At 71.4% G+C, this 21,071-nt stretch carries 17 protein-coding genes and 1 pseudogene; 13 read left to right on the top strand and 5 right to left on the bottom strand.

The genetic code is table 11. From position 1 onward, the window contains the following. Positions 1 to 127: 127 nt before the first annotated feature. Positions 128 to 2,095 carry an RICIN domain-containing protein gene (locus tag ACQEWB_RS46980; RefSeq protein ID WP_432842619.1) on the bottom strand — a complete coding sequence of 656 codons (1,968 nt, stop codon included), beginning with the start codon at positions 2,093 to 2,095 and terminating at the stop codon, positions 128 to 130. Between the two features lie 218 nt (positions 2,096 to 2,313). Here ACQEWB_RS46980 and ACQEWB_RS46975 point away from each other — a divergent pair, with 218 nt between their 5' ends. Continuing rightward, a complete protein-coding gene (locus ACQEWB_RS46975; protein WP_432844363.1) occupies positions 2,314 to 3,543 on the top strand; it encodes a glycosyltransferase in 1,230 nt (409 codons plus the stop codon). Positions 3,544 to 3,592: 49 nt separating this feature from the next. Here the strand turns inward: ACQEWB_RS46975 and ACQEWB_RS46970 are convergent, their stop codons facing one another. Beyond that, on the bottom strand, positions 3,593 to 4,249 hold the full coding sequence (locus ACQEWB_RS46970; RefSeq protein WP_432842617.1) for a TetR/AcrR family transcriptional regulator: 657 nt from the start codon (positions 4,247 to 4,249) through the stop codon (positions 3,593 to 3,595). 182 nt (positions 4,250 to 4,431) lie between these two features. Between ACQEWB_RS46970 and ACQEWB_RS46965 the strand changes: the two genes are divergently transcribed. Together ACQEWB_RS46965 and ACQEWB_RS46960 are read left to right on the top strand one after the other, a co-directional pair. Continuing rightward, the gene (locus ACQEWB_RS46965; protein ID WP_432842615.1) at positions 4,432 to 5,691 is read left to right on the top strand and encodes a YncE family protein; all 1,260 of its coding nucleotides are present in this window, start codon (positions 4,432 to 4,434) and stop codon (positions 5,689 to 5,691) included. Positions 5,692 to 5,851: 160 nt separating this feature from the next. Further along, entirely contained in the window at positions 5,852 to 7,108 is a 1,257-nt protein-coding gene (locus tag ACQEWB_RS46960; RefSeq protein ID WP_432842613.1) for an MFS transporter, read from the top strand. Between the two features lie 22 nt (positions 7,109 to 7,130). On the opposite strand, the gene ACQEWB_RS46955 is transcribed toward ACQEWB_RS46960, so the two are convergent. After that, the gene (locus ACQEWB_RS46955; RefSeq protein WP_432842611.1) at positions 7,131 to 8,987 is read right to left on the bottom strand and encodes a cellulase family glycosylhydrolase; all 1,857 of its coding nucleotides are present in this window, start codon (positions 8,985 to 8,987) and stop codon (positions 7,131 to 7,133) included. Between the two features lie 205 nt (positions 8,988 to 9,192). Here ACQEWB_RS46955 and ACQEWB_RS46950 point away from each other — a divergent pair, with 205 nt between their 5' ends. From ACQEWB_RS46950 to ACQEWB_RS46920, 7 genes and pseudogenes are all read left to right on the top strand, one after another. Continuing rightward, positions 9,193 to 9,663 (top strand): (2Fe-2S)-binding protein, encoded by a 471-nt coding sequence (locus ACQEWB_RS46950; protein WP_432842609.1) that lies wholly within the window; start codon positions 9,193 to 9,195, stop codon positions 9,661 to 9,663. Continuing rightward, positions 9,660 to 12,022 (top strand): annotated as a pseudogene (locus ACQEWB_RS46945) (xanthine dehydrogenase family protein molybdopterin-binding subunit). The gene ACQEWB_RS46950 and the pseudogene ACQEWB_RS46945 overlap by 4 nt, the downstream one beginning before the upstream one ends. Continuing rightward, positions 12,019 to 12,873, top strand: coding sequence for an FAD binding domain-containing protein (locus tag ACQEWB_RS46940; RefSeq protein WP_432842607.1), 855 nt, complete (start codon positions 12,019 to 12,021; stop codon positions 12,871 to 12,873). Before ACQEWB_RS46945 ends, ACQEWB_RS46940 begins: the two are co-directional and overlap by 4 nt. Before the next feature lie 6 nt (positions 12,874 to 12,879). Beyond that, a complete protein-coding gene (locus ACQEWB_RS46935; protein ID WP_432844361.1) occupies positions 12,880 to 13,764 on the top strand; it encodes an AAA family ATPase in 885 nt (294 codons plus the stop codon). Positions 13,765 to 13,769: 5 nt separating this feature from the next. Then, positions 13,770 to 14,936: a vWA domain-containing protein gene (locus ACQEWB_RS46930; RefSeq protein ID WP_432844359.1), complete on the top strand. Its 1,167-nt coding sequence runs from the start codon at positions 13,770 to 13,772 to the stop codon at positions 14,934 to 14,936. Next, on the top strand, positions 14,929 to 16,029 hold the full coding sequence (locus ACQEWB_RS46925) for an XdhC family protein (protein ID WP_432842605.1): 1,101 nt from the start codon (positions 14,929 to 14,931) through the stop codon (positions 16,027 to 16,029). Before ACQEWB_RS46930 ends, ACQEWB_RS46925 begins: the two co-directional genes overlap by 8 nt. Positions 16,030 to 16,047: 18 nt before the next feature. Next, positions 16,048 to 16,671: an SRPBCC family protein gene (locus ACQEWB_RS46920; protein ID WP_432842603.1), complete on the top strand. Its 624-nt coding sequence runs from the start codon at positions 16,048 to 16,050 to the stop codon at positions 16,669 to 16,671. 146 nt (positions 16,672 to 16,817) lie between these two features. Here ACQEWB_RS46920 and ACQEWB_RS46915 read toward each other — a convergent pair whose 3' ends face one another. Beyond that, a complete protein-coding gene (locus tag ACQEWB_RS46915) occupies positions 16,818 to 17,048 on the bottom strand; it encodes a hypothetical protein (protein WP_432842601.1) in 231 nt (76 codons plus the stop codon). Positions 17,049 to 17,174: 126 nt separating this feature from the next. Next, positions 17,175 to 17,675, bottom strand: coding sequence for a metallophosphoesterase family protein (locus ACQEWB_RS46910; RefSeq protein ID WP_432842599.1), 501 nt, complete (start codon positions 17,673 to 17,675; stop codon positions 17,175 to 17,177). Positions 17,676 to 17,780: 105 nt separating this feature from the next. Between ACQEWB_RS46910 and ACQEWB_RS46905 the strand changes: the two genes are divergently transcribed. The 3 genes from ACQEWB_RS46905 (at position 17,781) to ACQEWB_RS46895 (ending at position 21,067) form a co-directional block, all read left to right on the top strand. Further along, positions 17,781 to 18,245, top strand: coding sequence for a MarR family transcriptional regulator (locus ACQEWB_RS46905; RefSeq protein WP_432842597.1), 465 nt, complete (start codon positions 17,781 to 17,783; stop codon positions 18,243 to 18,245). 162 nt (positions 18,246 to 18,407) lie between these two features. Continuing rightward, positions 18,408 to 18,992 (top strand): hydrolase, encoded by a 585-nt coding sequence (locus tag ACQEWB_RS46900; protein WP_432842595.1) that lies wholly within the window; start codon positions 18,408 to 18,410, stop codon positions 18,990 to 18,992. A 119-nt stretch (positions 18,993 to 19,111) separates the two neighbouring features. Beyond that, positions 19,112 to 21,067: a glycosyltransferase family 2 protein gene (locus tag ACQEWB_RS46895; protein WP_432842593.1), complete on the top strand. Its 1,956-nt coding sequence runs from the start codon at positions 19,112 to 19,114 to the stop codon at positions 21,065 to 21,067. Positions 21,068 to 21,071: the final 4 nt, after the last annotated feature.

Raw genomic sequence — 21,071 nt, 5'->3', positions numbered from 1 at the left:
CCTCGCTGTTCCGGCGCGGAGACCGACAGGTCCCGCCGACCGTCATGGTCGGCGGGACGGCACCGGGGACCGGTGATCAGGGTGCCCGGCCCGCCCGGGTCCACCCGGACGGGCCAAGCGGGCGGAGCTAGTTCAGCGTCCACTTCTGGTTGGTCTGGCCGTTGCAGGCCCACAGGTCGAGGAGCGTGCCGTTGGCCGTGCCGTTGTTGTACGCGTCCAGGCAGATCCCGGCGTTGACGTTGGTGATCGTGCCGTCGCTGTTGACGTTCCACTTCTGGTTGTTCTGGCCGTTGCAGTCCCAGATCACGACCTTGGTGCCGTTGGTCGTGCCCTCGTTGTAGGCGTCGAGGCACTTGTTGCCGTACACCACCAGCTCCTTGCGGGAGGTGTACGTCCAGGCCTGGTTCTGGCCACCGTTGCAGTCCCAGATCTCGGCCTGGGTGCCGTTGGTGATGGTGTTGTTGTAGATGTCCAGGCAGCGGCTCGACTGGCTGCCGACCACCTGGTTGCCGTTGGCTCCGGCCAGTGGCCGGACGGTGATGTCGGCGAGGGTCGGCGCGCTGGTGAAGGTCAGCGTGTTCGAGGAGCCCTTGGCCAGGCCGACCATGACCGAGATGGTGCCCTGCGAGGAGCCGGTCGGCGGGAAGGAGACGGTCGTCGTGCCCTGGCCGTTGACCTTGAGGGTGCCGGTGACGGCGGCGGAGGTGTTGTTGGTGTAGGCGACGTCCACGACCTTCACGCCCGTGTTGCCGGCCACCACGCCGGAGAAGCTGGACGTGCCGGTGTAGGTGCTGCTCGACGCCTCCGTGCCGCCGGTGACGGAGAGCATCACCGAGCCGCCCGCCGGGACGCTGGTGGTGTAACTGGTGCCGTAGGAGCCGATGTTCGTACGGGACCACAGGTCACGGACGGTGGCGGAGGCGGTCGTCAGACCCAGGTCCGACCAGCGCACGGTGATGTTCTGCGCGGAGGACGTGCGGTTGAGCAGGACGACGGCGCGGTTGCCGGTGCCGGAAAGGACCTTGCCGTACACCTGGAGTCCGGTGGTGTCCTCGGCGACCTTGACGCCCTGGAGCCCGCGGGCGTCCTGGTCCACGGCGACGACCTCGGGGTTCGTCAGGATGTTGGCGGTCTCCGTCGTCATCGTGGCGAGGTTGTTGCCGGCGAGGAGGGGGGCGCCGGAGATCGCCCACAGGTTCATGTGGGTGCGGTTCTGGGCGGCGGTGAAGCCGTCCATGCCGACCATCAGCATGTCCGGGTCGTTGTAGTAGCCGGTGTGCTGGGCCAGCGGGTGCAGCGTCTGGTCGAAGTTGGAGAGCAGGTTCGTCATCGACGGCGAGTTGCCGTAGATGATGATGTCGTTGCTGGTGCGCCACATCGGGGCCTCGCCGGGCGCCCAGTTCCACGGGTTCTGCTTGCCCCAGTTGCAGATCGAGAGGGTGAGCGGACGGCCGGTGGCGGCCGCGGCCTTCGCGACCGAGTCGCTGATGGACTGGTACGTCGTCGCCGCGTCCAGCCCCTCCACGTCACCGCCGCACCAGTCGACCTTCACGAAGTCGAAGCCCCATTCGGAGAACTGGAGCATGTCCTGGTCGTAGTGGCCCTCGCTGCCGGTGTTGGCGGCGGCGGGGCGGCCGGTCGGGTAGTAGTAGCCGCAGCCGTTCTTGCCGGCGTCGGTGTAGATGCCGGCCTTGAGGCCCTTGCTGTGGATGTAGTCGGCGATGGCGCTCATGCCGCCGGGCCACTCGGACTCGTCGACGGTGATGTTCCCGGCACTGTCCCGGGTGCCCTGCCACCAGCCCTCGTCGATGTTGATGTACTTGTAGCCGGCCGCCGGCAGGCCCGCGGCCACGAACGCGTCGACCTGCTGCTTGATGACGCTGTAGTCGATCTTGGCGGCGAAGCTGTTCCAGGACGCCCAGCCCATCGGGGCGGAGGGCACGGCTATCTGACGGGTCGCCGCCGCCTGCGCCGGGGCGGGCCCGGCGAACAGAAGCGCGGCGGCTGCGGTGACAGCGAGGACGAGAAGGCGTACGGCGGTGGCTCTGAGGTGTCGTACGAGACCTCTGCGGGTCGTTCGCGGCGGGGGGTACATGCGGCTCCTTCGGGCGGGGGAACTCCCGGACAGGCAAAGACAGTTATTCGATATACCGAACATGGATCGGCGAACCGAACATATCGCGGGCCGAAAGTAGAGCCACTCGGAGAAGGAAGTCAACGGATGTGACAGGCGTGAAGTGGCCTTTCCGCACGGGTCGTTCTCGCCGAGCGGCGCTCCGCGGCGCCATACTGACCGTCGTGCGCGTAGCGATCATGACGGCGGGCTCGCGGGGCGACGTGGCCCCGTACACCGGACTGGGCCACCGGCTCTCCCACGCCGGGCACGAGGTCACCCTGGTGACCCATGCCCGGTTCGAACCACTGGTCGCCGGGTCGGGGGTCCGCTTCCACCCCCTGCCGGTCGACCCGCGGGCCGAGTTGGAGTCCTCGCGGGGGCGCGGGCTGCATCGGAGCGGGACCGGCGTGGGCAAGCTGGTGCGGGTGGTCGCGATGGCGCGGGCGCTGGTCGGGCGGATGACGGACGACCTGGTGGCCGCGGCCCGCAAGAGCGACATGCTGCTGCTGTCCGGTTCGGTGGGCCCGCTGGGCCACACGATCGCCGACGGCCTGTCACTGCCGTATCTGGACGTCCCGCTCCAACCCCTGGCCCCCACAAGGGAGTTCGGCCCGCCGATGCTGGGCGTCCGCTCGCTCGGCGGCGCGGGCAACCGCCTCGCCGGACACGGGGTGAGCCTGGCGGTGGAGTTGGTCTTCGCCGGGGCCCAGCCCGAGATCCGGGAGCGCCTCGGACTGCCCCGTGTGCGGGCCGCGGCGGCATGGCGGGCCCGGGAGCGGCAGCCGCGGCCGGTCCTGCACGGCTTCAGCCCGCTGGTGGTACCTCGCCCGTCCGACTGGCGGCCGGGCCTGGACGTCACCGGCTACTGGTGGCCGTACGACGGTGAGGCCCAACTCCCGCCGCCACTGCGGGACTTCCTCGACGCGGGCCCGCCTCCGGTGTACGTCGGTCTCGGCAGCGCGACCGTCCCGGACCCGGCGCGCCTGAGTGCCGCCGTCGTACGCGCCCTGCGCCGGGCCGGGCTGCGGGGCGTGATCCAGCGCGGCTGGGCCGACCTGGAGGCCTCCGGCGATGACATGCTCACGGTCGACGAGGTCGCGCACTCGGCGCTGTTCCCCCGCATGGCCGCGGTGGTCCACCACTCGGGCGCCGGCACGACGGCGGCGGGGTTGCGGGCAGGGGTGCCGGCGGTTCCGGTGCCCATCCAGTTCGACGAGGGCTTCTGGGCGTCCCGGTTGGTGAGCCTGGGGGTGGCGCCGCGTGCCCTGCCCCTGCGCCGGCTGACCGCCGCCACCTTGGGCCCGGCGCTGATGCGGGCCACCCGGGATCCGGCGTTCGCGCGGCGGGCGGCGGAGTTGGGGGCGCGGATCCGGGCAGAGGACGGGGCGGGGCCGGTGTTGGAGGCGGTGGGGCGGTCGGGGCCCTAGGGAGCGCTCCTGGGATCAGCCCGGCTCCCACTCGGCTTCGTCCGTCGGGTCACCCCGGCTCCCACCCCGTCGGCCGCAGAATCGACAGCAGCTGCCGGACCAGTTCGTCCACCACCTCGTCGAGGGTCGCCTCCACCCACCCCGCGCTCCAGTCGTGCAGCAGCCCGTTGACGCTGCCGATGAACGCCGTCGCGGCGATGCGGTAGTCGCGGCGGGCCGCCTCCCCCCGTGCCGCGGCCGCGTCCGCCTCGGCGCAGATGAGGTCGACCCAGCGGGCGCGGCGGGCCAGGCGCTGTTCCTCCAGCCGCGGGCTCACGCCGATGATCTCGACGAAGGTGATGCGGATCCGGCGCGGGTCCCCGGTGACGTTCGCAGCGTAGGCACGGAAGATCGCGGTCACCCGTTCCGCGAGCGGGCGGCCCTCCGCCTCGGCGAACGCGGCCAGGACCGCCGTCTCGGCCCAGTCGTTGACCTGGAGGTGCAGCGCGGCCAGCACGTCCTCGAGGGTGCGGAACTCCTCGTAGAACTGACGCGTCGACAGTCCCGCCGCCTCGCTGAGCGCGGCGACCGTCGTCGCCCGGTAGCCGGGGTCGGCGCCGAACAGCTCCAGCGCGGCGTCCAGGAATCTCCCGCGCCGCTCGGCCTGCCGCTGAGCGGCGGTCTTGCCGCCGTACCGCCCCGTCGGCGCCTTGAGCCTCCCCGTCACGGACCCTCCTTTGTCGCCTGATCCCCAATTTTGTCGTGTACGCAGTCTTGTGGAGAAGGGCGCCTCTTCCTTACTTTCCAGTAAGTAAGAATCTGAAGGCGCTTCTTTTCAGAATCTTGCCCAGCCCTTCACGCCACGCCTCTGCTTGGCATGCCCCCGTCACCCCAGAGGAGAGAGCAGCCATGCCTGCCTTCAGATCCAGGCACCTTTGCTCCGTAGCCGCCGCCCTCGTCCTGACCATCGCCGTCCCCGCGACCGCCGCCAACGCCGCCAACGCCGCCGACTCCGCCGCCGCCCTCCGTGAGGTGCTGTTCGTCGGTAACAACTGGGACGGCACCGCGGACGTCATCAAGTCGTCCGGCGACTTCGCCAAGGTCGGCCGGCTCAACGTCATCCCGGACAAGGACGCCCGGATGGCGGAGATCAACGCCGACCCGATCAAGTGGATCTACTTCATGGCGATCCGCAACGGCGTCGGCGAGGGCCACGACCAGTTCGTCGACGACATGTACTCCACGCCGGACGGCAAGTCGGTGGTCGTCTCCCGGCCGAGCTTCGCCGACGTCGTCTCCATCGACCTCGCCACCGGAAGCATCAACTGGCGCTTCCCCGTGTCGGGTTACCGCTCCGACCACATGGCGGTCTCCCCCGACGGCACCCGGGTCGCGGTCTCCGCCTCGACCGCGAACACCGTGCACGTGCTGGACATCAACACCGGCAAGCAGCTCGGTTCGTTCGCGACGGGCGACAAGCCGCACGAGAACATCTTCACCAAGGACGGCAAGTACATCTGGAACATGGCCATCGGGGACGTCAACACCTCCCTCGACGACCCGGCCTGGGACTGGACCAAGGGCGACCGGCACATCACGGTCGTGGACGCGACGACGTACAAGCAAGTGAAGATCATCGACATGCGGGACCGGCTCGACGCCTTCGGTCTCACGGACTTCTCCGACGCCGTGCGTCCGGCCGTCTTCTCGCCCGACGAGTCGAAGCTGTACTTCCAGGTGTCCTTCTTCAACGGGTTCCTCGAGTACGACGTCGCCACCGACAAGATCACCCGGATGAAGACGCTGCCGAAGAACCCGGCGACCAGCGAGGACCGCACCACCTGGGTCAACGACTCGCGCCACCACGGCATTTCGATGAACCCGGCCGGCACCAAGCTGTGCGTCGCCGGGACGATGGACGACTACGCGACGGTCGTCGACCGGACCACCCTCCAGGAGGGCCCGCTGGTCACCGCCTCCAAGCCCTACTGGGCCACGGTCAGCGGCGACGGCAAGGACTGCATCGTCTCGGAGAGCGGCGCCGACCAGGTCACGGCCATCGACTTCGCGACAGGGCAGAAGGTCACCTCCGTCGCGGTGGGCGACCATCCGCAGCGGGTGCGGCTGGGGCATGTGCAGTCCGACTGGACAGGCCCGTCCACCGGCTGAGACCGCGGCGGCGCCGGACTCCCTCCTCCGGCGCCGCCGCACGCTCCGAGATGCGGGCGCACCGGTCACCGCCGATCATGAGAGGCGTTGTCGGGAGATCGGACGCACCCGCGCCGCCGTCGGCTCCGGGTGCCCGCACGGCGTAGCTGGGAGCGTGCCCATGACCGGCCCCATCAGCGACCTTCCGTCCACGACGGAGCGGCCGCCCCCCGCGGCCTGGCGCAACCTCGTGATGGCGACCCTCGGCTTCGGCCTGACCTTCTGGGCCTGGAACCTGATCGCCCCGCTGGCCGGCGACTTCGACGACCGCCTGCACATGAGCTCGTCCGCCCAGTCGCTGCTGGTCGCCGTCCCGGTCCTGGTCGGCTCGGTGGGCCGTATCCCGGTCGGCGCCCTCACCGATCGCTACGGCGCCCGGCTGATGTTCCCGCTGCTGAGCGCGCTGACGATCGTGCCGGTGCTGCTGCTGATCCCGGCGAAGAGCTCCTACGGCGCACTCATCGCGGTCGGCTTCTTCCTCGGCCTCGGCGGTACGACCTTCGCCATCGGCGTCCCGCTGGTCAACGCCTGGTTCCCGCCGGCCCACCGGGGCGCCGCCCTCGGCGTCTTCGGCATGGGCATGGGCGGTGTGGCCGCGTCCGGGTACTTCACGCCGCGCATGTTCAAGCACAGCGAGAACCTCCCGTTCCTGGTGCTCGCGATCGCCCTCGCGGTCTACGCCGTACTCGCGGCCCTGCTGATCAACGACCGGCCCGGCCGCCCGATCCCGTCCACCCCGCTCGCCCAGCGCCTCGCCCAGGCCGGCCGGCTGCGGGTGACCTGGGAGCTCTCCGCGCTGTACGCGATCGGCTTCGGCGGCATCGTCGCGTTCGGGGTCTACCTGCCGACGTACCTCAAGACCTGGTACGAGCTGAGCCCCACCGACGCGGGCACCAAGGCCGCCGGGTTCGCGGTGGTCACCGTGGTGTTCCGGCCGATCGGCGGGTGGCTCGCCGACCGCATCCACCCTGCGGTGGTCACCTCCTTCGCCCTGGGCGTCGTGGCCCTCCTCGCGATCGTCCAGGCCTTCGACCCCGAGCTGACGCCCGGCGCGACGATCTGCCTGCTGGTGATGGCGGCCGGCCTGGGCACGGCCAGCGGCTCGGTGTTCGCCCTGGTCGCCCGGGTCACCCCGCAGCCGCAGGTGGGCAGCGTGACGGGCATCGTCGGCGCGATGGGCGGCCTCGGCGGCTTCGTCCCGCCGCTGGTGATGGGCGCGGTCTACAGCGCCAAGGGCTCGTACTCGATCGGTTTCATGCTGCTGTCCGACCTCGCGCTCGCCGGTTGCGTCTATGCGTACGGCCGGATGCGCGACGCGGGTCGCGGCACCCCGGCCGAGGAGTCCCGGGCGGGCGTGTCGGAGAAGGTCCCCGGCTAGCCGGCCCGCCCGGGCCGCCCCGTCAGAAGCGTGCCGCCGCCCAGGCAGCCAGCTCGGACTTGGCCGCGCTGAGCAGGCTCGCCGACGGGGAGGTGGCCCCGTTGGTGACCAGCGCGTAGTGCAGGACGCCCGAGTCGGAGTCGGTCAGCAGCAGCCGTCGGCTGCCCGTGCCGCCCGGCTCGGTGGTCGCGCCGACCGGCGTGGAGCTCGTGTAGGCCGGCGGGCCGTAGACCGTGCCCAGGTCGGAGACGACCGTGGTCGTCGCGGTCGGGAAGGACGCCGGGAGGTGCAGCTCGGTGGGTGCCGAGCCGGAGCCCGACTTCCAGACCAGCAGCCCGTACTGGCCGGAGCCGACCAGCGTGGACACGTTCGGCAGCGAGCTCGGCACCGGGTTCCAGGTGAGGGTGGTCGAGCCGTCGCGCGAACGGTCCTCGTAGGTGAAGGCGAGGGTCGTGCCGGCGGTGGCGCTCGGGTAGACGCGGTCGAGGAGGCGTGCGTCCTGGCGGAGCGTCACCGTGCCGGAGTCGGTCATGTCGACGGCCGACAGGTCCTCGTCGTTCCAGGCGTCGCCCGAGGTCAGCACCTTGTCGGGGTTGTCGTTCATCAGCTCGTTGTGGCGCCCGTTGTAGATGTCCCACTGCCACTGGTTGCCCGACAGCACCGGCCCGGAGGAGGACGGGCTGGACCACCAACTGGAGCCGGGCAGACGGGAGTCGAGGGCCTGGTACATCGCCTTGTCGACGGTCGGCGCCTTGCCCGACACCGAACCCGAGAGCGGATGGCCGAACTCGCTGACGATCGCCGTGGTCCCGGCGGCCGAGGCCCGGTCGCGGATCGTGCCGAAGTTCGTCGAGTACTGCCCGTCGGAGGCGTTGCCCCACATCAGGATCCCGGAGATGGCCTTCTGGTCGTAGAAGTGGGTGTTGAAGACGTAGCGCGAGCCGAGCGTGCCGGCGTCGAGCAGTCCGCCCTCCTGCTTCTGGGAGTCGATGTTGGCGTTCCAGAAGAGGTTCGGCTCGACGAAGGCGGGCTTGTCCTGCCAGCCGGCCGCGTCCATCCGGGCCCGGAACTTCTGGTAGAAGGGCCACAGCAGGTTCTGCTCCCAGGTACGGGAGGTCTGCCCGGAGTCGTAGGTGCCGGCGTACGGCTCGTTGTAGGGGTCGAAGCCGACGATGCCGGTGAACTCCTCGGTGTTCAGGTTCTGCCGGATGTACGTCATGGTCTTCTGGGCGGTGGCCAGGAAGGCGTCCTGGAGACCGTAGGCGTTGTGCCAGAAGTCGTACTGGGCGGCCGTCACCGCCCCGTTCTGGGTGATGTTCTGCCCCCAGAACAGGCAGATCCCGCAGGACTCCTGGGGGTAGTCCCCCAGCTCCACCGCCCACTCGGGCGCCCCGTCGCCGGTGTACCAGCTGCCCGAGTTGAAGAGGTAGCGGGAGTAGAGGTCCTGGTGGAAGTCGGGGTAGACGCGGATGCCGGCGTCGAGGAAGGCGCGTATCTGGTCGGTGACGGCGGCCAGATACGCGGAGTCGACCTGGCCCTGCGTGGGTTCCGCGTGGGCCCAGGAGAGCAGGAAGCGGACGGAGTTTCCGCCGCCCAGGGCGCGGAGCGCGGTCGCGGACTTCTTCGCGTCGGCGACCGACGCGAAGGGCAGACCGCTGTTCTCCTCCAGCTTGGTCTCGCCGGAGACGTTGTAGCCGCGCAGCACGACCTCGCGGCCGTTGCCGTCCACGAAGCGGCCGTTCGAGACGGTGAGCGCCGTGCCGTCGAAGGAGAGGGAGTCGGGGACCGTGGCGGCGGAGGCGGGCGAGGCGCCCACGACCGTCAGGAATCCGCTGAGGACAACCAGAACAACGAGCAGACGTGCCCGGATATTCGGCATGTCCACTACAGTCCGGCGATCTCCGGACATCGTCAATACTTCTGACTCTTGAGTAAGTTTCAGGATTTTGGGGACGCCTCTTTGAGCGCTCAACGAACCCCGCCCGACCACTCGCCCCCTCACGTGCGCGGTCATAGAGTGACGTACATCACGATTGGTCGCTGGTTTCCCTCGCTTTCCCGCCCGCACGGCCACTGGAGGGCACATGACCCACATCTCGGTGAAGGTGGACGGCACGACCTACCAGGACGAAGTGGAACCCCGTCTCCTCCTGGTCCACTACCTGCGTGACCGCCTCGGCCTGTCCGGCACCCCGATCGGCTGCGACACCTCGAACTGCGGGGCGTGCACGGTCGAACTGGACGGCGTGACCGTCAAGAGCTGCTCCGTACTGGCCGTCCAGGCGGACGGCGGTGAGGTGACCACGGTCGAGGGGCTGGCGAAGGACGGGGAGCTGTCGGCGCTCCAGCGGGCCTTCCACGAGAAGCACGCCCTCCAGTGCGGCTACTGCACGCCGGGCATGCTCATGGCGGCGCGCGACCTGCTGCGCGAGAACCCGCACCCCAGCGCGGACGAGATCCGGCACGGCCTGGAGGGCAACCTCTGCCGCTGCACCGGCTACCAGAACATCGTGCGGGCCGTACAGGCCGCCTCCGAACAGGAGGTCCCGGCATGACCGACCAGGCCGTGGAACCGGAGGTCGGGCGCGCCCGGCCGCGCAAGGAGGACGCCCGGCTGATCACCGGGCAGACCAACTGGACCGACAACATCAGCGTCAACGGACTGCTGCACATGGCAATCCTGCGCAGCCCGATGGCGCACGCCCGCATCACCCGCGTCGACGTCTCGCCGGCCCTCGAACGCCCCGGTGTCATCGCCGCGTTCAGCGGCGCCGACCTCGCCGAGGGCCTGGGCTCGCTGCCCTGCGCCTGGCCGGTGACCGAGGACATCGTGCTGCCCGACCATCCGCCGATCGCCGTCGACGAGGTGCGTTACGCCGGCGACCCGGTGGCGCTCGTGGTGGCCCGGGACCGGTACGCGGCAGCCGACGCGTTGGAGGCGATCGAGGTCGACTACGAGCCGCTCTCCCCGGTCCTGGACCTGGAGGCAGCGCTCGCGGACGACTCCCCGCTCGTCCACTCCGACAAGGGCACCAACCGAAGCTACGTATGGCCCCTGAAGACGGGCGAGGACTTCGACTCCGTACGGCAGCGCGCCGAGGTGACGGTCAAGCGCCGCTACCACCACCAGCGGCTCATCCCGAACGCGATGGAACCGCGTGCGGTCGTGGTGACCCCCTCGCCGCGTCCGGCGAGTACACGCTCTACTCGTCCACGCAGATCCCGCACATCGTGCGGATCATGATGGCCGTGGTCACCGGCATCCCCGAGCACAAGCTCCGGGTGGTCGCCCCCGACGTGGGCGGCGGCTTCGGCTCCAAGCTCCAGGTGTACGGCGAGGAGGCCCTGGCGCTCGCGGTCGCCCGGAAGACCGGCCGCCCGGTGAAGTGGACCGAGTCCCGCTCCGAGGGCTACCTGGCCACCCACCACGGCCGCGGCATGATCCAGGACATCGAGATCGCCGCGAACCGGGACGGCAAGCTGCTCGGCCTCAAGGTCGACCTGCTCACCGACATGGGCGCCTATCTGATGCTCGTCACCCCGGGCATCCCGATCCTGGGCGCCTTCATGTACCCGGCGATCTACAAGATGGACTCCTACGACTTCACGTGCACCGGCGTCTTCACGACCCGGACGCCGACCGACGCCTACCGCGGCGCCGGGCGCCCGGAGGCGACGTACGCCATCGAACGGATCATGGACGAGCTGGCGGTCGAACTCGGCCTGGATCCGGTGGAGTTGCGGCGCCGGAACTGGATCGGGCACGAGGAGTTCCCGTACACGTCGATCGCGGGTCTGACGTACGACAGCGGCAACTACGAGGCGGCGACCGAGAAGGCCCTCGCGTTGTTCGACTACGACAAGCTCCGTGCCGAGCAGGCGGACCGCAACCGGCGGGGCGACTCGGTGCGGCTCGGGATCGGTGTGTCGACGTACACCGAGATGTGCGGGCTCGCGCCGAGCCGGGTGCTGCGGGATCTGCGGTACGCGGCCGGTGGCTGGGAGGCGGCGACCATCCGGATGCTGCCGACCGGCAAGGTCGAGGTGGTCACGGGCACCAGCCCGCACGGGCAGGGGCATGCGACCTGCTGGAGCCAGATCGCCGCCGATGTGCTGGGCGTCCCGTTCGAGGACGTCGAGGTGGTGCACGGCGACACCAAGGCGGCCCCGCAGGGCATGGACACCTACGGTTCGCGCTCGCTCGTGGTGGGCGGGGCGGCCGTGCACCACGCGGCGGTGAAGGTCGTCGACAAGGCGCGGAAGATCGCCGCGCACCTGCTCGAAGCGAGCGAGCACGACCTGGAGTTCACGAACGGCGTGTTCTCCGTGAAGGGTTCGCCGGACGCCCGTAAGACGATCCAGGAGATCGCCTTCGAGACGTTCACCTCGCACGACCTGCCCGACGGCCTCGAACCCACCATCAACGCCGAGCACTTGGTGGATCCGGACAACTTCTCTTACCCGCACGGCACCCACCTGTGCGCGGTCGAGGTCGACACCGAGACCGGACAGTCACGGATCAGGTCGTACGTATGTGTCGACGACGTCGGCAAGGTCGTCAACCCGATGATCGTCGAGGGCCAGGTGCACGGCGGGCTGGCGCAGGGCATCGCGCAGGCGCTGTACGAGGAGGCCGTGTACGACGACGAGGGCAACCTGGTCTCCGGCACCATGACCGACTATCTGGTGCCGTCGGCGGCGGACCTGCCCGAGTTCACGACCGAGCGGACGGAGACGCCGGCCACCTCGAATCCCTTGGGAGTCAAGGGAGTTGGTGAAGCGGGCACGATCGCGTCCACGCCCGCCGTGGTCAACGCGATCGTGGACGCGCTGCGTCCGTTCGGCGTCCAGGACATCCGGATGCCCTGTACGCCCGAACGGGTCTGGCGAGCGGTGAGGGAGGCCCGGTCATGATTCCTCCGGTATTCGACTACGCCCGTCCGAGCAGCGTCGACGAGGCGGTGCGCGCGCTCGCCGACGCGGGCGAGGACGCGAAGGTGCTGGCCGGCGGCCAGAGCCTGCTGCCCCTGCTGAGGCTGCGGCTGGCCTTCCCCGAGCTGGTCGTGGACGTGGGCCGCATCCCCGAGTTGCGCGGGGTGCGCGAGGACGGCGACACGCTGGCCATCGGCGCGATGACCACGCACCACGACGTGATCCGTGACCCGCTGGTGCGGCGCCATGCCGGTCTGCTGGCGGCCGCCACGGCGACCGTCGCGGATCCGGCGGTACGGCACCGGGGCACCCTCGGCGGCTCGCTCGCGCACGCCGATCCGGCCGGGGACCTCCCAGCGGTCGTACTGGCGCTCAACGGTGAACTGGTCGCGCAGGGCCCGGGCGGGCGGCGCACGATCGCGGCACGGGACTTCTTCGTCGACTACCTCCAGTCCGCTCTCCGGCCCGACGAACTCCTCGTCGAGGTGCGGGTGCCGAAGACGGACGGCTGGGGCTTCCACTACGAGAAGTTCCACCGGGTCGCGCAGGCCTACGCGATCGTCGGCGTCGCCGCGCTGGTGCGGCGCTACGACGGGCGGATCGCCGAGGCCAGGGTCGGCCTCACCAACATGGGCGCGACCCCGGTGCGAGCCACGGCGGCCGAGGAGGCCCTCTCCGGAGCCGGGGACACGCAGGCCGTCGCCCAGGCCTCGGACGCGGCAGCGGAGGGCGTCCGGCCGCCGCAGGACGTGTCCGCGTCGTCCGAGTACCGGGAGCACCTGGCGCGGGTGCTGACCAAACGGGCGGTGCTGGCCGCCTCCGGAATGGGGTGAGAGGCGATCGCGGACATCGACGGCCCGGAGCAGGTGCGGGCCCGCCTGGAGGAGACGGGGTATCTCGTCGACGACGGGCTGGCCGTCGCCTGCTTCCTGGCCCTGCGGCTGCACCGGCCGATCTTCTGCGAGGGCGACGCGGGCGTCGGCAAGACGGCGCTCGCCTCCGCCCTCGCCGAGGCGCTCGGGGCGCCGCTGATCCGTCTCCAGTGCCACGAGGGCATCGACGCCTCACAGGCCCTGTACGACTGGGACTTCCCACGTCAGCTGCTGCATCTGCGGGCCGCCGAGGCGGCCGGGGTGAAGGACGCGGAGCGCCTGGAGAGCGAGCTGTACGACCGCCGTTTCCTGGTCGCCCGGCCGCTGCTGAAGGCGCTGGAGACCGACCCGTCGGTGCTGCTCGTGGACGAGATCGACCGGGCCGACGACGAGTTCGAGGCGTTTCTGCTTGAGCTGCTGTCGGAGTTCTCGGTGACGATCCCGGAGCTCGGCACCCTGCGCGCCGAGACTCCCCCGGTGGTCGTGCTGACCTCCAACCGCACCCGCGAGGTGCACGACGCGCTCAAGCGGCGCTGCCTGTACCACTGGTTCGACCATCCCGGCTTCGCCCGTGAACTGGCCATCGTGCGGCGGCGGTTGCCGGGTGTGTCGGCCCGGCTGGCGGAACAGGTGACCGTGCTGGTGCAGGCGCTCCGCTCGCAGGACCTGTTGAAACCGCCGGGCGTGGCCGAGACGATCGACTGGGCGCAGGCCCTCGACGCGCTAGGCGCGGACGAGGTGGACGCGGAGCTGGCGGTGGCGACGCTGGGCTCGGTGCTGAAGTACCGGGAGGACGCGGAGCGGGCGCGGGGGCTCGATCTGGCGGCGGTTCTCAAGGGTCGAGGGGCGTGAGCGGGATGGAAGCGCACCCCGGCCCGGGCGGTGACGCGGCGCTTCTCGGCTTCGCCCGTGCCCTGCGGGCGGCCGGTGTCGACGCGAGTGCCGAGCGGGTGCACGCCTTTCTGCGGGCCGTCGGGGAGTTGCGGCCCGGGATGCGGGCGGACGTGTACTGGGCGGGGCGGCTGACGCTGTGCGGTGGGCGGGACGATCTGGAGCGGTACGAGCGGGTGTTCGCGGCCTACTTCGACGGTGCCGTGCCCAATGGGCGGACCCTCACCTCGGCTCCCCCGCCTCGGCTGCGGCTCGTCGTCCGGGACGGTCCCGTGCCTCGTGGCGCCGCCCGGCCGGACCGGCAGCCGGCCCCGCCCGCCGCCGCCCTCGCCAGCTCCGCCGAGGTCCTGCGCCATCGCGATGTCGCCGAGCTGGATCCCGCCGAGCGGGAGCAACTGCGCCGTCTGGTGGCCGCGTTCGCACTGCGCGGCGAGACGCGCCGCAGCGCGCGGCGGCGGCCCGCCCGGCGCGGGCCGGTCGATCCGCGCCGGACGGTACGGGAGTTGCTGCGCGGCGGCGGGGAGCCGGCGCGGCTTCACCGGCACACCCGGGCCGACCGGCCGCGTCGGGTCGTACTGCTGGTGGACGTCAGCGGTTCGATGGCACCGTACGCCGATGTGCTGCTCCGCTTCGCGCACGCCGCGGCGCTCCCCCGGGCCGAACGCGGCGCCCGAACCGAGGTGTTCACCATCGGCACCCGGCTGACCCGGGTGACCCGCGAACTCTCGCACCGCGACCCCGACTTGGCGATGAGCGCGCTCGCGGCGGCCGTGCCCGACTGGCGCGGCGGCACCCGACTCGGGGAGCTGCTACGGGAGTTCCTCGACCACTGGGGGCAGCGGGGCATGGCACGCGGCGCGGTCGTGGTGCTGCTGTCGGACGGCTGGGAGCGCGGCGACCCGGAGCTGCTCGGCGCCCAGATGCGCCGGCTGCACCGGCTCGCACACCGGGTGATCTGGGCCAACCCCCGCAAGGCGCGGCCCGGTTACGCGCCGCTGGCGGCCGGGATGGCGGCGGCATTGCCGAGCGTGGACGCGTTCGTCGAGGGGCACAGTCTGGCGGCGCTGGAGAGGCTGGCGGCGGTGGTACGCGGGGCCGGGCCGGCCCCCGTGGAAGGAGCGGAACGTGCGTGAGATTCTCCCGACGCTGGCCGAGTGGTACGCGGCCCGGGTCCCGTTCGGCCTCGCGACCGTCGTCGGCGTGAGCCGCAGCGCCCCGCGCGACCCCGGTGCCGCGATGGCGGTGGGGCCCGGCGACGAGGCGGTGGGGAGCGTGTCCGGGGGCTGTGTCGAGGGCGCGGTGTTCGAGCTGGCCAAGGAGGTCGTGGCGGACGGTGAGCCACGGCTCGAGACCTTCGGGTACAGCGACGAGGACGCCTTCGCGGTCGGGCTGACCTGCGGCGGCGAGATCACCCTGCTGGTCCGGCCCGTCACGCAGGACACCGACCCCGGGTTCGCCGAGGTGGCGGAGTCGGTCGCCGCGGGCCGCCCGGTGACCGTGGCGACGGTGACGGACGGCCCGGCGTCGATCGGGGCCACCCTCGCCGTCTGGCCGGACAACGTGGCCGGCACGCTCGGCTCGACCGGCCTGGACGTCGCCGTCACCGCCGACGCACGCGGTGAACTCGCCCTCGGCGCAACGGGGTTGCGCCACTACGGCCCGCGCGGTGAGCGCCGCGAGGACACGGTCACCGTCTTCCTGCACTCCTTCGCCCCGCCGCCGCGCATGCTGGTCTTCGGCGCCATCGACTACGCGGCCGCGGTCGCCCGCATCGGCAGCTTCCTCGGCTACCGGGTCACGGTCTGCGACGCCCGCCCGGTGTTCGCCACGCCGAAACGCTTCCCGGACGCCGTCGAGGTGGTCGTCGACTGGCCGCACCGCTACCTGCACGGTACGGACACCGACGAGCGCACGGTGATCTGTGTCCTCACCCACGACCCCAAGTTCGACGTGCCGCTGCTTGAGGAGGCGCTGCGTCGGCCGGCCGCGTACATCGGGGCGATGGGCAGCCGTCGTACCCACGACGACCGGATGAAACGCCTGGTCGACGCCGGGCTCTCCGACGGCGAGCTGGCCCGGCTGCGCTCCCCCGTCGGCCTCGACCTCGGGGCCCGTACGCCCGAGGAGGTCGCCGTGTCCGTCGCCGCCGAGATCGTCGCCCTGCGCTGGGGCGGCAGCGGCACCCCGCTCGCGGCCACGGCCGGGGCCATCCATCCGTCGACGTGACGCCCGTTGGAGGAAGTCATGGAACTGCACCACGAGTTCACCGTGCCGGTCCCGGTCGACGACGCCTGGCGGACTCTCCTCGACATCGAGCGGGTCGCGCCCTGCATGCCCGGGGCCGCCGTCGAGGACTACGACGGCAAGACGGTCACCGGCTCGGTCAAGGTCAAGGTCGGTCCGATCACCGTCACCTACAAGGGCACCGCCGTCTTCGAGGAGCAGGACGAGTCGGCGCACCGCATGGTGCTGATCGCGAGTGGCCGGGAGACCCGGGGCCAGGGCACCGCACGCGCCACGGTGACCGGCACGCTGAGCGAGAGCGACGGCGGTACGGCGGTGTCGGTGCGCACCGACCTCACGGTGACCGGGCGTCCGGCGCAGTTCGGGCGCGGGGTGATGGCGGAGGTGGGCGACCGGCTCGTCGGCCGGTTCGCGCAGTGCCTGTCCGAGCGGATCACCGAGCCGGCCGAGCAGGAGGCCGAGGAGCGGGAGCAGGTGGAGGAGCGGGAGGAGCCCGAACCCCTCGACCTGTTCCGCACGGCGGGCGTGCCGGTGGCCAAGCGGGCGGCTGTAGGGGTCGCCGGGGTGGTGCTCATGGCAGTGGTGTTCGCCCGGATCCGGCGCCGGTTGTCCCATCGGAAATGAGAGGTGTGAACCGGGCCCAGAAGGGTAGTCGCGGCACAGAGCACCTCTGTCGGAAGGAGGTCCGTGACAGCGCACACACACTCGCAGCGCCCGGGCCGCTTCCGTTCGTCTGAAGCGGCCCGGATCCTGCGCTCACGCCGATCGGATCACCTCTCGCCGCCCGGGAACAGCGCCCCCGGCAACACAACCAGCGCCAGCACGGCCGCCGCCGCGTAGACACCGGCCGCGCCCAGCGCGACGGCGTGGAATCCCCGTACGAAACGCGCCTCGTCGGCAGGCTTACCCGCGACCGCGCCCGCCACCGCGATGCCTGTCGCACCGCCGGTCTGACGTGCGGTGTTGTTCATCGCGGAGGCCGGGAAGTATCCGGCGCACATGACGACGAGAACGGTGCGCGGCGATCCCGCGCGCCGGGCGGGGTCCACCGCGCGCCGGAGAAGCCTTACCGGTGCAGCAGCCGTGTTCCCGGCGGGTGCCCCGTGCCGGTGTGCCGAAACCGTCGGCTACCTCGGGGGCAGCCGGTGCAGTTCCACGTCCGTGAGCCGGCCGTCGGCCGCGGTGGCGGTCAGGTACGTGCAGTGGGGCTGGCGTCGGCGGTCGGTCGGTGAGCCGGGGTTGAGCAGGCGCAGGCCGCCGGGGGCGGTGGTGTCCCAGGGGATGTGGCTGTGCCCGAAGACGAGCACGTCGAGGTCGGGGAACCGGGCCGCGCAGCGTGTCTCCCGGCCCTGTGCGGCTCCGGTCTCGTGCACGACTCCGAAGCGCAGGCCGCCGACCTCGGCGTACGCCACCTCGGGCAGCCGCTCGCGCAGCGCGGGCCCGTCGTTGTTGCCGTACACGGCGACGAGCCTGCGGCTGCGGCTCTCCAACAGGTCGAGGGTGTCGGTGTCGACCCAGTCCCCGGCGTGGAACACGACGTCGGCGCGCGGGAGTTCGGCGAGCAGCTGCTCGGGCAGCTGCTTGGCACGCTTGGGGAGGTGGGTGTCGGTCGTCAGGAGAAGGCGCACGGAATCAGCCTAGGCGGCGGTGCGCAGCGGGCACTTCCAGGTTCACAGGTGAAACTGTTCAGTCTGAACTGGACAGTTTCACCTGATGGTTTTACGGTGGTGGTCATGGACGCACAGGCCACGCCCGACACCCCCGAGGGCATCTCCGGCTCGGCCGCCCGGGCCGCGCGCGATCTGCGGGTCGTGGTCAGTCGACTGCGGCGCAGGCTCAGGGAGGTCGCGGAGGACGAGGAGCTCTCCCCGTCGCAGGTCTCCGCGCTGACCCTGGTCGCCAAGCACGGGGCGGCCACGGCGAGTGCGCTGGCCACGGCCGAGGGCGTACGGCCGCAGTCGATGGCGACCACGCTGGCCGCTCTGGACCGGCAGGGGCTGATCCGGCGCAGTCCGGACCCGGACGACGGCCGCCGCCAGCTGGTCACGCTGACCGACGCCGGACGGCGGCGGGTGGAGGGCGACCGGCAGGCACGCGAGGAGTGGCTGGCCCGCGCCCTTCAGGACCGGTTCACGGAGGACGAACGGCGGACGGTGCTGGAGGGGCTGGCCCTGCTGGAACGGCTCACACAGCAGTGATACCGCGGCTCCCCGGCACCGCCCGCACCACGGGCCCCTCCCCCACCGGGTTCGACCGGCGGCTGATCGCACCGATGCTGCGCCGGGTCCGCACTGCTCCTGGCGACCACCCTGCCCGACCGCTCCCTGAGCGACCTCACCCCCACCCGAAAGGCCTGAACCATGACCGTCACCGCGCTCGACCCGCGCACCGCCCTCGTCGTGATCGACCTCCAGGCCGGCATCGTCGGTGCCCCTACGCAGCCGTACAGCGGCGCCGAGGTGGTCGCCCGTACGGCGCGGCTCGCCGAGGAGTTCCGCGCCCACGGCCTGCCCGTCGTCCTGGTCCGGGTCTCCTTCGCCGACGACGGCGCGGACATCGTGCCCGGCCGGACCGAGGCGGCCCCGCGCGGCGGCGCCCGGCCCGAGGGCTGGGACCGGATCGTCGGCGAACTGTCCGGCCACCCCGGCGACATCACCGTCACCAAGCGCAACTGGGGTGCCTTCCACGGCACCGGACTCGATGTGCAGCTGCGCCGCCGTGGCGTCACACAGATCGTCCTGGCCGGCATCGCCACCAGCATCGGCGTCGAGTCGACCGCGCGCGCCGCCCACGAGCACGGCTATCACGTCACTCTGGCCACGGACGCCATGAGCGACCTCGACGCCGAGTCCCACCGGCACAGCGTCGAGCGGATCTTCCCCCGGCTGGGCGAGACCGGCAGCACGGACGAGATCCTTCAACTCCTCGCAAAGACGCACGGCTGAGCGGGACCCGAAAGGGATCAAACGGGCAGCGAAAGGTGGGACAAAGCCCCCGGCCGGGTTAGCATCTGGCCACCGCACCACATCACACGGCGAGCGAACCGAGGGGGCTCGGAAGCCCGATGCCGGTCAAGGTCAGCGTCATCGTCCCGGTCTACAACCCGGGGCCCTACATCGAGGACTGCATCGCCTCGCTGCTCAAGCAGTCCCTGCCTCCGGACGAGTACGAGGTCCTCTTCGTCGACGACGGCTCCACCGACCAGACCCCGGCCCGGCTCGACGAGCTCGCCGCCAAGGAACCCCGGGTCCGGGTGTTCCACCAGGAGAACTCCGGCTGGTCCGGCAAACCCCGCAACGTCGGGATCGCCGCCGCCCGGGGCGAGTACGTCATGTTCGTCGACAACGACGACTCGCTCGGCGAAGAGGCCCTTGAGCGTATGTACGGCTACGGGGTGGCCAACGGCGCCGACGTGATCGTCGGCAAGATGGCCGGCAAGGGCCGGGCGGTACCGGTGGAGTTGTTCCGCCAGAACCGCCCGCGGGCCTCCGTCGAGAACGCCCCGCTCATCGACAGCCTCACCCCGCACAAGATGTTCCGGAAGGCGTTCCTCGACGAGACCGGCCTGCTCTTCCCGGAGGGCAGGCGGCGGTTGGAGGACCACGTCTTCGTGGTGGAGGCGTATCTGCGCGCCGCCAACGTCTCCGTGATCGGCGACTACGTCTGCTACTACCACATCAGGCGCGACGACGAGGCGAACGCGGGCATCCAGCAGTTCGACCCCGCCGGCTACTTCAAGAACCTGCGCGAGGCGCTCGACGTCGTCGAGGAGTACACCGAGCCGGGCGAGGTCCGCGACAGTCTGCACCGGCGCTGGCTGCGGGTCGAGATGGTGGAACGGCTGCGCGGCAAACGCTTCCTCAAGATGCCGGACGACTACCGGCGCAAGCTGTTCCAGGAGATCCACCACATCACCGCCGAGCGCTTCGGCCCCGGAGTCGCCGCGGGTCTCCAGCCGACCCAGCAGGTGGTCTCCGCGCTGGTCGCCGCCGACCGGTACGAGGACGTCGTCGCCTTCGCCGAGTGGGAGGCCGGCCTCGCCCTCAAGGCGGCGCCCGGGAGCCTCCAGTGGCGGGACGGCAAGCTGCGGATCGAGCTGGCCGCGGAGTTCACGGCGGGCGGTGCGCCGCTGACGTTCCCCGGCGGCGGGGTGCGTGCCCCGCTGGACGGGCCGCCGCCGAACATCGCCGAGGCGCAGGCCTGGGTGGGCGCCGACACCGTCGCCCGGTTCGGCAAAGCCGCCCTGGACCTGCTGGTGCGGGACCGTTCCACCGGCGCCCAGTACTTCCAGCCGGTCGAGGTCACCCGGGAGATCGTGCCGGTCGAGGACAGCGGGAAGGTCCGGCTGGTGCTGCGCGCCACGGGCACCGTCGACCCGGCCCGCGCGGTGGAGGGTGCCGCGCTGCACTCGGGGCTGTGGGACACGTACGCCCGGGTGCGGCTGGGGGGTTGGAGCAAGGACGCCCGTGTCGGGCCCGGCCCGCGCAGGGCCCGGACGGCCGCGTCCGCCGCGGTCGTGGGCGGGCGCGTGGTGCTGCCGTACTGGACCGACCCGCACTGGAACCTCTCCCTGGACGTCGACCGCGCGAGCAAGCGTCTCGGCCTCAACCAGCTGGACCCGGACCAGGTCACCGTCTCCGCGGGCCGGCTGCGCGCGCCCCTGCCGCTGCACGTCCCCGGCGAGACCGCCGTACTGCTGCGGCTCACCTCGCCCCAGCGGTCGGTGGACACGCCCGCCACGCTCTCCCCGGCCGGGAACGGGGCGGTGCTGGAGGCCGCCCTGCCCGCCGGTGAGCTGAGCGGTGCCACCTGGCGGACCGCGCTGTGCGCGGCCCCGGACGCCGCCGAGCCGCGCTTCGTGCCGCTGCCGCTGTCCCTGCGCGCGGACGCGAACCAGGTGAAGGTGGTGCGGACTCCCGGACCGTCGGTCCTGCAACGGCTGGTCCGCTGGACCCGGCGCACGCTCGCCGCGGTCCTGGGACGGCGTACGTCGTCCCGCGCCAAGGCTCGGAAGGTGTGAGAGA

The organism is Streptomyces sp. CA-249302, from assembly GCF_050936785.1.
In the GTDB taxonomy this organism is placed as follows: Bacteria; Actinomycetota; Actinomycetes; order Streptomycetales; family Streptomycetaceae; genus Streptomyces.
Note: the sequence above shows the minus strand (reverse complement) of the source record. Positions and strands in the feature narration are given on the sequence as shown.